Below are 13,450 nucleotides of genomic sequence, written 5' to 3' on the forward strand. Positions count from 1 at the left end.
TAACCCGCCTTTTTTATTTAATTACAACCATTTTCCTTGTTTCCGAAATGCTCCCGGTTCTTAATGTATAAAAATACACTCCGCTGGCATAGCGTGACGCATTCCATTTAGACTCGTAGCTTCCGGCATTTAAGTCGTTGTTTATCAGCTTTTCTACTTCCTTTCCTCCTGCATCATAAACAATCAGCTCGACGTTAGCGGCTTTAGGTACATCAAATCGTATCTTCGTTTCCGGATTAAACGGGTTTGGATAGTTTTGAGCAAGGTTTACTTTTAGGGGCAGTCCGTTTATTCCTGTATTTCCTATACCTACATTATCCACGTTATAACGTCCGACAGAGATCGCCCATGTATGGCTTACGTCCAGCATCTGTGTATATATCTGCGTTGTATTGCTAGCCGGCTCTTTGAAAATAAGTCCTTGGGGTGTATTGGTAGAAGGGTCGGTAAGTATCCAGAGCACACCATGTCCAATACCACTTGTATATATGCGTGAGTCATAAAAGTGTGCCTTTTGTCCGGAGCAGTCATACACCGGGGTTGCCCATACATTATAGGTATTAAGAAAACTTTGTATAGATGTGTCAGGTACGTTTGGATAGATCCTGTTAAGTGTATCGAAATTCACCTGGTAAGGGTCATCAGCCATTACCATGAAGTGACCGTTAGATTCACCACCCGGACCGTAAGCAAATCCCAGGATGTCGCCCTTTCTCGAGAAGTTGTACCCGCCCTTAACGCGTCCGTTATATTGCCCCACCGAAGGGTGAAGCCTGTGATTGTATGCATCGATCGAATCGGCAATAACATTGCCGGATATATACTCCCAGCTTCCCGGGTTATTATCGGGAAGTGTGGGAAATCCAGCACCGATCTCGTATGCTGATGCAACAAAACCTCTTGCCGCCATCACGGTCGTGTTTGCAGTCTTTAATATTTTTATCAGCGATAGGTAACCGTTACCGTTTTCGGTTGTATCCCCCACGGAAGAGAGCACACGTGTCCCATACCCGACGCAATCTGCCAGTGAAGAAAAGGAATGCTCAATATAATTGTAAAACACGTTCGGAATATTTATGTGCCACACGTTCGTGAAAATTTCTATCTGGTATTGACCGTAAAGGGTATGATCCAGGTAATAATTGTTCGGATTACCCGATTCCGGATTCTGATACAGGTTGTTCAGTGTGTAAGCCTGGCCATTGTACATCAGCATCGTGTCATTGTATATGGTTACACCCGGAAGTGTCATGTATCCTTGCTGTAACAAGAACGGCATAGCGACCCCCTCCGCCGCGTCGAATACGGAAGTATATAGCTGCTGGTTATATCCGTTTAGAAGCTGTGCATCGGTGCGTTTCGGGATCGAGGATATTACTATTAATAGAATTACCGAAAGGGAGATAAAGTATTTGTTCATAAAATTTTATTTTCTTTTGAAATTATGAACAGAATGACTGATCGTCCGGTAAGTGCAAATATATGTCTGGTGAAATAAAACCGGTGTGCCGGGTGTTCAGACCATGCTGTTCATCGAAACCCCCCGGTACGTATGCTTGTTTTTGTGCACCCTCAAGGACTCGAACCTTGGACCCACTGATTAAGAGTCGGTATTGGTAGGTAGTATACCGTTAAAAAATGCGTTTTTTAAACTATTTAGTCACTATCCTTACCTAAGTTTTACTGGTTTTTTGTAAAAGTGCTGCCCGAACTGCTGCCCAAAATTTTTAACCCTACCTCAAAGATATTTTCTGCAATGTTTTAATAACCACTAACAATACCTATTTCTCAAAATCAAGCAGAGTTTATTTTATGTGATAAATCTGTTTTATAAATAAATGACAATGATTAAATTTCTTAAAATATATAAAAAATAAAAATGTCAGATAACGAAGGCATTCTAAATTTACCTCCATTGTTGTTTCAAGCTAAATACTCTATTGGCATGGTAGATCATTTAATTAGCCCAGAAAAGCCAGTAGTTGTGAGCCGTATAAATAAGATTAAGATATCTTCTCGAATTGAAGAGGATGTATATATTTTAGAAGATGGACAACGGGTCATTATAACTGAACGGAAGACATTAGAAAGACCTGATGAAATTGACGGTGTTTTAAAGTACAACCCTGAAGGGAAATTGATTTGGATTTCAAATAAATTAGTTGAAGTATTTCAAGAAAGATTTAATAAAAACAGTCTCAGAGAATTGTCAGAAGAAATATCTAGTAACTGGAAAGGTCATTTTAATTTTCATTCAGAGCAAAAAGATGATGATGGGTCTGTAATTGTCAAGGGACTTCGACCTCCTCAAATAGGTAGTCTCCATGCAATAGGTGCACACTGGAGCTTACATAAACAACCCGCTACAATTGTAATGCCCACCGGAACTGGAAAAACAGAAACAATGCTCTCGACTTTAGTAGCCTATTCTCCCGGGAAAGTACTAGTTGTCGTCCCTTCTAAAATTCTAAGGGATCAAACAAAAAATAAATTCATAACCTTGGGCTTGCTCCGACATTTAGGAAATTTATATACAGAAGCTACTAATCCTATTGTTGCAACTATTACAAAACGCCCTAAAAGAGTAGAAGATCTAAAAATTCTAGAAGATGCAAATGTGATCATAGCTACTATGGCTGTATTAAGCGAGCAATCTGCAATGCAATTTGCAAATGATATTGCTGATAGGATTGATTTATTAATTGTGGATGAGGCCCATCACATTGGAGCAAATAGTTGGATTACATTTAGAGAAAATTTTAAACAAAAGGTATTACAATTCACCGCAACACCGTATAGGAGAGACGGTAAATTAGTAGACGGCAAAGTTATTTATGAGTATCCTTTGCATTCTGCACAGCAAGATGGTTATTTTAAAAAAATCTCATTTCGCCCTGTATATGAAATTGATCCTGATGATGGAGATATAATAATTGCTAAACAAGCTATCCAACAATTGAAAGAGGATATTTCAGAAGGTAAAAACCATTTAATGATGGTTCGATGTAAAAATATAGCTAGAGCAACTTGTATTCTTTCAATTTATAATGAATTTGGTTCTGAATTTAATCCAGTTATAATTCACTCAGAAGAAGATGAGTCTGAGGAAGCCTTAAATAACTTAAAATCGGGAAATTCTAAAATTGTTGTATGTGTGAATATGTTAGGTGAAGGATTTGATCTACCTGAGTTAAAAATAGCAGCTATACATGATACTCATAAAAGTTTAGCTGTTATACTTCAGTTTACAGGGAGATTTACTCGAACAGCTGGTGAGAATATTGGAGATGCTACAGTAATTGCTAATATTGCAGATCAGGATGTTTCATATGCTTTAGAAAGATTGTATAGCGAAGATGCAGATTGGAACCAGCTTCTAAGCGAATTTAGTTCGGAAGCAGCTAGATCTCATAACGCATTAATAAATTTTTTAAACTCTTCGGAGAAATTGGATCAATCTGTAGAAGATGAGCAAATTGAAATTTCACATCATTTATTAAGACCAACATTAAGTACTTTATTCTACAAAGCAAACAGTTTTCGTCCAAAGAAATTTATAGAAGGTATTCCAAAAGGAATTTATATACATCGTGTATGGTTGCATCAAGAGTCTAATACGCTTTATTTTGTCACTAGGGCAGAGCCTCATATTCGTTGGACACGATCAAATAAAGTTAAAGATAGAACGTGGCATCTACACGTCCTCCATTTTAATGAAGATCAAAACTTACTTTACTTATCTTCAAGTGATAAATCTTCTAAACATGAAAAAATTGCAAAAGCAGTGGGAGCGACTGAAATAGTATCTGGCGATGTTATATTTAGATCACTAGGGAATATTAATCGATTGCTATTTCAAAATCTTGGATTACAAAAACATGGTCGGCGAAATTTACGTTACGCTTCATACGCTGGTTCAGATGTTGCAACTGCATTGAGTATTTCTGAAAGAACTGGTTCAATAAAATCAAATTTGAATGGAACTGGTTGGGAAAATGGTCGATTTATTTCAATCGGATGTTCGTATAAAGGCAGAGTATGGTCAAGAGAAGCGGGGGTGATACCAGAGCTAGTAGAGTGGTGTGATGGAATTGGAGAAAAAATTCTAGATGACTCGATTGATACTCGAAACATAATAGCGAATGTTCTGATTCCAGAAGAAGTAACAGAACTTCCTGACAAGGTTATTTTAAGCATCGAATGGCCAATAGAAATTTTAAGACAATCCGAGGAAAGAGTAGTGATTTATAACGGAGATAATGAGAAATCCATTTCAATGATTGACATTGAGCTAATTAAAACTGATAAAGAAACAAATACAATAGAATTTTGCTTAAGGTCAGATGATGAACTATGGGGGAATTATGCCCTTACTATTGGGGGAGCAGAAGTATTTAAGGTTAGAAGAACATCCACAGATCCTATATCTATAACTGTTGGGAATATAAGTCTCCCGGTTGAAGACTATTTTTCGGATTATCCCCCTCTAATTAGATTCGTTGATTTATCTGAACTAGATGGTGATTTGTTAGTGAGACCACAAAGTACAGAAAATATAGTTTTCCCCGAAGAGAGATTTGAAGTTTGGGATTGGAGTGAAGTTGATATAACGAAAGAATCAATGTGGAAGGACGGTGCCAAACGCGAAAATACTATTCAAGAACGAGTCGCCCAGGAATTTATTGAAGGCGGCTTTGATGTAGTATTTGATGATGATTCAAGCGGAGAGGCTGCAGACTTAATATGTTTTAAGGAAGAAGAGGACTGCATTCGTTTCGTACTTGTGCATTGTAAATTTACTACTGCACAATCTCCAGGAGAACGTGTAAAAGATGTGGTAGAGGTCTGTTCACAAGCGGTTAGATCTGCAAAGTGGAAGTGGAAATTTAAAAATTTAGGTAAACATATTCTTGAAAGAGAAAAAAAGGCATCCAATGGTCCAAGAGAAACAAGATTTTTGAAAGGAAGTAAGGCGGATATAAATAAATTTGCCAAATTAATGCGATTGAAAGAGCTCAAGCCAGAAATAATTATTGTTCAGCCAGGTTTGTCAAGATCTAATCATACTCCAGAACAAATAGCAGTTCTTGCTGCCGCATATAGTTATCTTAAAGAGACAATAGGAGTAGATCTTGATTTAATCTGTAGTGAATAAAAATAGTCTTCCCTTATCATTAAAGAAAAGGGTTCAGCAAAGGTACAACAGGGCTAGGTCACGACTGTAAGCTAAGTCAAAATTATTCAAATATTAGAAACTCAGGAAAGCACTTCAAATAAGTGCTTTCCATGAATCTATCCGGCAAGCTTTTGGTTAAGCCTGTTCCTAAGTGATTCGATATCAGCTTCAGTGTAATACTGTGTTGTGGTTTTAATGCTATCATGACCAAGTAGATTTGCTACATCAAAGATTGGGACACCTAGAGATGCCATTCTGGTTGCGAATGTTTTCCTGAATGTTTTCAGTGTATATTTATAATTTCTGGGAATGTTTAATTTGTTCTTAATCTCTTGAAATTTGTCACCCACTTTTTCAACCGAATATCCATTAAATATTAAACCTTTTGAGAATTTGAGTTTAGACAACAGTCTTCTATCAATAAATTCTTCAAGCTCGTTATAAATAGGAAACAGGATCTCTTTACTTGACTTAGATACCTTCACCCGAATGATTCTTTTCTTTAAATTAAAATCCTCAGATTTCAAATTCATAAGATCTATTGGTCTTAAACCGGTCAACAAAAGAAGCATAAATATATCATATAAATTTTCATCGCGTTCAATCGATTCTTTTAGAATTAAGTTAACCTCATTGTTCGTAAATACTATGATCGCATTTTTTTCTCTTTTCGGAATCAATTTTTTTGATATAGGTGTTTTTTTAATTAGCTCTTCATCTACTAAAAAGTTAAAGAAGATTTTTAAATATCGAATGTATGTATGCAATGTAGCATTGGATATTTCTGGTTTTACAGTAGCAATGAATGTAGAGATATCGGATCTTGTGATATCCTGAATGGATTTATTTCTGTCGACAATATTCTTAAATCTTTTCATGGCAATCTTGAACTGATCAATATGCGATTTAGAATATAATGAAGGATTGAATTTGTTATTAAGGCAAAATCCATAAGCTTCTTCTAATGTTTGTGTACTACTGTGATTATCCATTACCTCAGGTGAACTCAAAGCATCTTCGATTTCACGTTTGATCCTAGTTGCTTTTTTCTTAGTATCGGGATTTGCTTTTATTCCTGTATTTTTGGTGTGTCTTTTACCATTAACCCAGTAATCAATATGCCACTTTCCTCTTTTTTTGTATAGAGATGCCATAATTTACCTCCTGTGTTTTGAAATAATTGAATTAATTTTATCATTTAAGTTTTGGCTGCTTACCTCCGGTTTATTTATGGAAACTGCTTCGTTCTCTGGTACTTCATTTTGAAGAAATTCATGTATTCTGAATATGGGTACTTTCATCTTGCCTTCAATCATTATTGACTTAATCTTTCCTTCTTCTATTAATTTCTTTGCTGAACTGTAACTTATTTGTAATATTTTTCTTACGCCATTAATAGACAGTAATCTGAGATCTTTCACCTCTATTGATGGACTTTTTTCAATAATGAGTTCCGAAGAACTCATTTTGGCCCCTCACGATTATTCATGATAAATTGTTTGTTGATTAAAAGAATTCATAAAGTAAGTTGTTTTAAGTTTTTTAATAGATTGATGTTAACTTTTGACCTTTTAAACCATTTAACTCTTGTTGAAGCTTATAAAATGAGTCTTTTAAAAGGTTTATTTTAATTATTCTATCTTCACCTTCTCCATCAGAATGTGTAAAGACATTAGATAAATATTCAAGCGCGAGATAGTGAATTAATTCTTTAGTTACATAAGTATTGCCATTTGGTGAATGTTTTATCCTCCTTTCAAAGTCTGGATGTTTTTTAAATATTACAACAGTTTTTTCAATTAGATGAGATCTAAGAGCGATTCCTGAGGCATTAATCACCGGGTTAGATTCACCGTCAATTTTAAGAGTTATTGTATTCCTAAGCCCATATTTACGTTTAACGTTTATCTCTTTCGAAACAAAATCACTATACTTATCAATACTTTTGACTGATTGTTTATCCTCAGTATCATCATCAATGAGGGATATAACCGTAGGATATTCATTGGATAGTAGATTATCGTCTTGTTCAGTGAAAAGTAATATGCATTCTCTTTTGGGGTCGTTCTTATCTTGTGACAATTTTACCTCATCATATTGATGAATAGGAATTTCAGTTTTTTTAATTGTATCAGATTCAATTTGTAAAACTCTCTCATTGAAGAAGTCTTCGATGTGTGAGAAATTATTCAATGTATTTTTGGAAGTATTTTCGTTTACCCAGTCTATAATTTCATCCTCAACTCTTCTTAGCATTGTAAATAGTCTTTTAGCATTCAAATCTTTTTTGTATTCAGTTCTAGAGATGGTTGGCTTTAATATTCCACCGGTATCTACATAACCTGTTATTAATGGGTGTTTCCATATCCTTGATTTTTTTTCCGTGTCAAAGATTTTTAATTCAGATACTTTTTGGACTCTGCGCTTTCTAGAAATAAACACAGGTGATCTTTCTATAGATTTTCCATTGGTAAATTTAAGGTAGATGCGGATAGGACTAGGATACTCGCTATTTGTAGCTTCATCAACAATTTTAAATTCCTTTTTAAATTCTTCTCCTTTATAAGCGTTATAATCAAATGGCTTGCACTTGAAAGACCTACTTCCTTTAATAACTTTTACATCATTTGGTATTTCTTTTAAAAGTAACTCAAAATGATCTTTAATTTCGGAAACTATGTGATGTATATCAATTTCCTGCCAATCGTTTTGTGAAAAATCCGATAGAATAATTTTGGTACCGGTATCATAAGGGAAATTTTTATCATAATCTTTCACATCAAGTTTTATATCTGAAATTTTATCTTTTGAGAAATCATCCTTAAAAATCTCAACAGATTTTACTTTTTTATCTTTTGTTTTTGAAATTATTTGAAGTTTACTACAAGCAGCCATAAAGGAGTATATACCAAATCCAAATTGACCGTTAGTCCACGTTTGCATTTTTTTATCCGAATTACCAATATTCTTTATTATTTCAGAAATATCAGAAATGCCATGACAATTGTCGGTTATTTCAATTCGCCTATCAGATAATGGCTTTTCAATAATATTTACATTTATAATTAAGCTTGTATCATATTTAGTTTTAATCGTACCCGATGAATCGTCATCTTTGTCAGTGAATGCATCGAAGGAGTTATCGACATACTCCATTATAACTCTATTGATATCTGTATAGACCGACGATACACTGGCAACCAATCGAGGGGATATTTCCGGTTGAACTTTCATAACGATCTTGTTTAAGAATTACCCTCCTCCCGGAGGAGGAGAGTAATTCTGTAGATTTATTTCTTATCTATAGTCACCGCGGTCTTCAGCTTTTTAGATTTTTTATTCTTTGCATTCTTATCATCATCTTTCTCATCATTTGAATATTCATCTTTGTCCTTTTGATTGGTTTCCTCTTCTGCTTTACGTTTGACGTCGGAATCATCTTTATCAGATTTGGAAGATGAAGAAGGTTTTAAAGGTTTTTTCCTCTTGGGAGTTTCGCCTTTAAACTTAACACAAAATTTCATTTTCTTAATTTCTTTCGCATCCAGTATTTTGCCAGTTTGAATATCTTTATTCAAATCCTCGACTACGTATTTGGATTTGGATGGCTGGGAAAGATGTTTACAAACGGAGTCGATTTCATCCTTAGTCATGTTATTAGACTTTAGGAGAATCGAGGATGTTGACTGCATTGTTCTTTTGTCACGACCAACTGAACTAAGTAAAATTAATTGTTTGACTGTTACATCTGATGAGAATGTTTGAATTTCGAACTTGTCTTGAATAGATGTGAGTAAATTTGAAATTGTTAAACATTCATTTATTGAAAGTTGATCACAATCTAACAAAAGTATCTCAATCGTCGCGTCTGTTCCTTTTCTATAAAATTTACTTAATAGGTTTAGGATTTCTGTTGCTGAATCACCGTTCAGCATTATTTTTTCCGATTTTTCAATTTCGGGTTTCATGTTTAAACATATATTAAATTATTAATTGGTTACCCTTTTGGGTATACCTGTCTCTCAAACCAGATATCAGCCATCGTCCGTTATGGACATATAGTGATATCCTTTCATATTGTATGAAAGACACCGTATTTCTTCAAAGGCGTAAATCACCCTTGCCTGAAATGTATGTTAAATTTTTGAGTCAGATGCATCCCTTTAAAACTCCAAGGGACCGTCGTTTGATCATTTGATTTGCTATTAGAGATATTCTAAAAGCAGTTTTTCTGAAATGTGTGTTTTGGAAGGTTTGACAAGGTTTGTTATCTTCTGTTTACGGCTTGTCTCCTTATGTTGGGTTTGATTAATTAACTAGCTACCTCATCGTTGTTTGCTTTTTATTACTGTCCTCTGTTGAACAGTGAAAGCAAAATAATAAATCGGATTAATTCAATCAAGGCATAGAGTCGTCCGATACCGTAAATGAGGTTCTAGAATGGTGAGCCAAGTTTGAGCTAACTAATTCTAATTTAACATTTTCAGTTAATCAAACTGTTCAGATAAAATTATTTTTAATTTTTCTGATTTGGGATTCAGGTTTATGGATTTTTCGCAGGTGCCGGCTGAAAGGCTTTGTTCATAAGCCTTTTCAGCTTAAGTTTCCCTTTCTGTAGGAGAATATAATATTAGTAGAAGTAAAATAAAGCTAAGCACTGAATATCCAATCAATAAATACAATATAACTATAATAACCAATAAACCTACTATGATATAACCGGGGCAAAAGGTAAGTGTTTTTTGTATTCTGTCATCATTGCTTGATAAAGCATTTCCTTTAAACTTTTTTTAACAATAAACGAATCATGTATGCAAAGTAAGACTTCCCCAGCATCCATAAATATTTGAATAATTCCGGCAGCAATTTTAGAATCTAAATTTTGCAGCCTTACACCCCTATCCGAATAAAGTAACTGTTTTATCTCAGAATGGTAAGCTTCCCACTTTTCTAAAAGTGTATTAATTCCTTTATCATCTATACTGCTAACTGTACTTTTTAATCCATTCTCCACGATCTGTTTCCTGATAGCTTGTATAGCAGTGTTTTTGCTTAATGCGTTTATAGAACACATTGCCGCTAATTTATAAACTTGCCTCATTTGAGGGCAATTTCCGGATAAGCAGGAATAGGCGTCTGTTTTGAAGTCTTTTCCAATTTGATGGTATAATATACGTACATGGAAGGAATTATAATCTAATTCAATTGTTTCCTCACCATCTATCAAAATTTTTTCCCTCAGTTCTTTGGGCATATTTGATTCAATGCCATTGTAAAATCTTCCTCCCTTTTTAAATGACCCATTGAACACTCTATACATGAAAGGATTCTTCAGTTTTAATTCTTGATCGGGCACAACTAAACTTGCAGAATTCAACATTAGGAAATCCATATTGTCCTGGATCTCATTTGTAGAAAGCCCCTTTAGTGATAGTTTACAATTTTGCCTTAATTCGTTGTATTTTTTTAGTTGATTTCTAATTTCTTTAATTATTCTATCGTCTTTATACTCCATTAATGTATTATCAAATCTCTTTTTTAAAATAACAAGTTCACTTGGTTCCAATTGGGTTATTGAATTAACTGCTAATCCGCCGCTTAATTCTTTAAAACTATCCGTAGGTTTAATTTTTGTAAGCCTTCCTTTTTTCTTTGAATAATCAATAAAACCCGGTACAGATTCTAGTAATCCCATATTTTCAAGCCCATCAATAACAGAAGTCATTATGTCATATGTTTGGAAGTCTGTTCTATACCTTTTTGGAATTTGTGTATAATAACTTGGTTTACGGGCTACGGGAAGGTAACTACGACTTTTCTCAGAGAATTTTAAATTAGAGAAAATATTATTAAGGCATCTTTTCTTAATGTCAACTTTTCTTGCTTTACTAATAGGAAGCTGTTCAAAAATATTTGATTCAATAACATCATTTCCGTTATTAGCCAAATTATAGTTAAATGGTATGGTTCGGTTTATATCATATTGTCGTAGCATATTTTATAGTGAATATTTATTAAAATAGAGGGAAAATTGATGTTAATTAAACGAGTCTCCCGGTATATAAGATATATAACCTTTTAAATGAGAAATCCAAAAAGACAAGAAATAATGTTTAAATTTTGGGTATGGTTGTTATAGACCCAAACTGATTGGACGTCTCTCAAAGCTCAAATAACGCTCAGGGAAGCTTCTTAATGACATCTTTTAAAGCTTTACGGGACTTTGGGGATAGTTTCAGGAAATCCTTCAAAATTGCACTAAAATTGATATTTTGTAGCTCTTTTCTATTGCTGTCATAAGCCCGAATAAAAGGCAACAGTTCTTTATTACGGCTTAACAATTTTACCAGTTGGTAGTTGTCAACAATATCCTTTTTAGCCTCCTTTAAGAGGTCATCCTTATGGTTTTCACCAAATATCTTTTCAATTGGTATTTTTAGGATCTTACAAATCTTAATTCCGTTTTCAATTGATGGAAGATTTAAATTATATTCATATTTCTGAATCTGCTGAAATTTTACACCCACCTGATCAGCCAATTCTTCTTGTGTTAAGCCCATTAATTTTCGGTGGGTTTTAATTAAATGTCCGAAATTTGATTTATTTTTGCTGTATTTTGGCACATTCAAAACTAAGGAAAATTATAATCTTAGTTTACCCGTTAAAAGCTGTATTTAAACTAACTAAATCAATTGAATAATTATCAAATATGCTGTATAATTATTCGCTAATCTTAAAACTCCAAAAATGAAAAATATAATAATTGGATTATTTGTAATGTTGATATTGTATTCTTGTGGGAAAGATTCAGAAAGTGAATCAACCGGCAAAGATTCCTCAAAAAATGAATACACTGAACCTGGACCGTCGGATTATGAAATCGAATCAGGTGTATATGAGCTAATAAGTAAGATCCCTTATAAGAATTATCAATATAATACCGCGATCTTTATGGAAAAAGATGGGGTTTATAAAAATCTTGCTATTACAAACATGGATATCTTAAGTAAAGATGGGGTTTCAAGTTCAACAAAAGGTGATGGAAGAGAACAAAGAATGCAAATTCGTTTGAGCGGTGTAACAGATGTGTATGATGTTGCAGGTGGATTGCCTCCAAGGTTAAGATTTGTTGGCAGAACAAATTTTATTGTAGAGAAGGAATTCAGATTTGTTAAAAATGGAAACTCCTGGATGGGGTTTCTGTATGACAGATTAAGAAATAAGAGTACCTTGAGGCTTGAAGATGATTATATAAGGTTTAGATAGTAAAATTATTTCAATTTTATTTGTCAATAACCAACATATTTATTCAAAAAACATGGGTAAAAAAACGGATTGGGGAAAAATTATTGTAACAATTAAGAAAGCTGCTCCAGTTGTTGCAGCTGTTGGTGCATTAGCCGGAGCAATTCTTGATTTCCTCGGTAAAGGAAAAAAGTAAGAGGTGGAAGAATAATGCCCAAAAATTTTGGGCATTATTTTAAAAATCCTTAAAATTTAGAAGAAAATGAAGTTTCTATTTTTTTGTTCTCTTTTCGGGATGATTGTCGTTGGCATAAATGTAAATTCTCAAACAATTTACCTTGAGCATCTTTATAAGTATGAAAATGACATTTATCAATATGTTTATGGATATTATTCAGAAAGAGATACAATAATTCCTCCTGGGAATCAGAATTACTTCGAAGGTACAAATGCAGATGTTGGTCAACCTGTAGTTTTCAAGAAGGGGTATCACAAAGCTGTTTTTATTTATGTCGGTACAGGTCCAAACATTCGTTGGTTTTTACTGGAAATTCCGGAGGATAGGAGTAAAACAAAACGAAATTTTCATTTTTGAAGATTATTTTAATTATTTTCTTCTTTTAAAAGCTTACGATATAACTCACCTGCGTTAACTTCGTCAAAGTATAAATCTCTTTCAATCTTTAGTCCAAAAGGTAATCTAGTATTTTCTAGATCTGATTTTGAGAAGCTGCCGACTTCTACGCAAAATAAATCAGCTATTCCCCAGCAGTAATTCGGATCTTCCGGGTCTTGGTTTACCAGATACCATGTTCCTGATCCAATTGGATTAAAAAACTTTGCAACGACTATTTGGTTATCAAGATCATTGGCAAGCGGGTATTGTTTTTGGGCTCTATCTTCTATTTCACTTGTAAATAGTTTCATATTAAAATGTTTTAATTAAATAAAAAAAGAGGGAAGTCAAAATTGAAATCCCTCTTCAAGAAGTATAATAGTATAATTTATCTTCGCCGAAGTCTATTTATG

The 13,450-nt window shown here is 33.9% G+C and carries 11 protein-coding genes and 1 tRNA gene; 3 read left to right on the plus strand and 9 right to left on the minus strand.

Features of this window, described 5'->3' with window-relative positions; all coding sequences use genetic code 11:
* Positions 1–13: 13 nt before the first annotated feature.
* Both H6614_02000 and H6614_02005 read right to left on the minus strand, forming a co-directional pair.
* Positions 14–1,420 (minus strand): T9SS type A sorting domain-containing protein, encoded by a 1,407-nt coding sequence (locus H6614_02000; protein MCB9242430.1) that lies wholly within the window; start codon positions 1,418–1,420, stop codon positions 14–16.
* Between the two features lie 145 nt (positions 1,421–1,565).
* Positions 1,566–1,642, minus strand: a tRNA-OTHER gene (locus tag H6614_02005).
* A 255-nt stretch (positions 1,643–1,897) separates the two neighbouring features.
* Between H6614_02005 and H6614_02010 the strand changes: the two genes are divergently transcribed.
* On the plus strand, positions 1,898–5,155 hold the full coding sequence (locus H6614_02010; GenBank protein ID MCB9242431.1) for a DEAD/DEAH box helicase family protein: 3,258 nt from the start codon (positions 1,898–1,900) through the stop codon (positions 5,153–5,155).
* A gap of 137 nt (positions 5,156–5,292) precedes the next feature.
* Here H6614_02010 and H6614_02015 read toward each other — a convergent pair whose 3' ends face one another.
* The 6 genes from H6614_02015 to H6614_02040 form a co-directional block, all read right to left on the minus strand.
* Entirely contained in the window at positions 5,293–6,330 is a 1,038-nt protein-coding gene (locus H6614_02015; GenBank protein MCB9242432.1) for a site-specific integrase, read from the minus strand.
* A gap of 3 nt (positions 6,331–6,333) precedes the next feature.
* Positions 6,334–6,642 carry a hypothetical protein gene (locus tag H6614_02020; protein ID MCB9242433.1) on the minus strand — a complete coding sequence of 103 codons (309 nt, stop codon included), beginning with the start codon at positions 6,640–6,642 and terminating at the stop codon, positions 6,334–6,336.
* Positions 6,643–6,718: 76 nt separating this feature from the next.
* Positions 6,719–8,332, minus strand: coding sequence for an ATP-binding protein (locus H6614_02025; protein MCB9242434.1), 1,614 nt, complete (start codon positions 8,330–8,332; stop codon positions 6,719–6,721).
* Positions 8,333–8,466: 134 nt separating this feature from the next.
* Positions 8,467–8,868 carry a hypothetical protein gene (locus H6614_02030; protein ID MCB9242435.1) on the minus strand — a complete coding sequence of 134 codons (402 nt, stop codon included), beginning with the start codon at positions 8,866–8,868 and terminating at the stop codon, positions 8,467–8,469.
* A 1,016-nt stretch (positions 8,869–9,884) separates the two neighbouring features.
* Positions 9,885–11,123: a hypothetical protein gene (locus H6614_02035; protein ID MCB9242436.1), complete on the minus strand. Its 1,239-nt coding sequence runs from the start codon at positions 11,121–11,123 to the stop codon at positions 9,885–9,887.
* A gap of 232 nt (positions 11,124–11,355) precedes the next feature.
* Positions 11,356–11,799, minus strand: a complete 444-nt coding sequence (locus H6614_02040) for a helix-turn-helix domain-containing protein (GenBank protein MCB9242437.1) — start codon at positions 11,797–11,799, stop codon at positions 11,356–11,358.
* Positions 11,800–11,923: 124 nt separating this feature from the next.
* Between H6614_02040 and H6614_02045 the strand changes: the two genes are divergently transcribed.
* Positions 11,924–12,442 carry a hypothetical protein gene (locus tag H6614_02045; GenBank protein MCB9242438.1) on the plus strand — a complete coding sequence of 173 codons (519 nt, stop codon included), beginning with the start codon at positions 11,924–11,926 and terminating at the stop codon, positions 12,440–12,442.
* A 241-nt stretch (positions 12,443–12,683) separates the two neighbouring features.
* Positions 12,684–13,016: a hypothetical protein gene (locus H6614_02050; protein MCB9242439.1), complete on the plus strand. Its 333-nt coding sequence runs from the start codon at positions 12,684–12,686 to the stop codon at positions 13,014–13,016.
* Between the two features lie 8 nt (positions 13,017–13,024).
* On the opposite strand, the gene H6614_02055 is transcribed toward H6614_02050, so the two are convergent.
* Complete coding sequence (locus H6614_02055; protein MCB9242440.1) at positions 13,025–13,348, minus strand: DUF2958 domain-containing protein; 324 nt, start codon at positions 13,346–13,348, stop codon at positions 13,025–13,027.
* Positions 13,349–13,450: the final 102 nt, after the last annotated feature.

The organism is Ignavibacteriales bacterium, from assembly GCA_020635255.1.
GTDB lineage: Bacteria > Bacteroidota > Ignavibacteria > Tepidaquicellales > Tepidaquicellaceae > JAEYVS01.

Excerpts from the sequence above, each read along its gene's own strand:
- H6614_02000 (MCB9242430.1), bottom strand. The coding sequence starts at position 1,420 with ATGAACAAATACTTTATCTCCCTTTCGGTAATTCTATTAATAGTAATA.
- H6614_02015 (MCB9242432.1), bottom strand. The coding sequence starts at position 6,330 with ATGGCATCTCTATACAAAAAAAGAGGAAAGTGGCATATTGATTACTGG.
- H6614_02020 (MCB9242433.1), bottom strand. The coding sequence starts at position 6,642 with ATGAGTTCTTCGGAACTCATTATTGAAAAAAGTCCATCAATAGAGGTG.
- H6614_02025 (MCB9242434.1), bottom strand. The coding sequence starts at position 8,332 with ATGGAGTATGTCGATAACTCCTTCGATGCATTCACTGACAAAGATGAC.
- H6614_02030 (MCB9242435.1), bottom strand. The coding sequence starts at position 8,868 with ATGCAGTCAACATCCTCGATTCTCCTAAAGTCTAATAACATGACTAAG.
- H6614_02045 (MCB9242438.1), top strand. The coding sequence starts at position 11,924 with ATGAAAAATATAATAATTGGATTATTTGTAATGTTGATATTGTATTCT.
- H6614_02050 (MCB9242439.1), top strand. The coding sequence starts at position 12,684 with ATGAAGTTTCTATTTTTTTGTTCTCTTTTCGGGATGATTGTCGTTGGC.
- H6614_02055 (MCB9242440.1), bottom strand. The coding sequence starts at position 13,348 with ATGAAACTATTTACAAGTGAAATAGAAGATAGAGCCCAAAAACAATAC.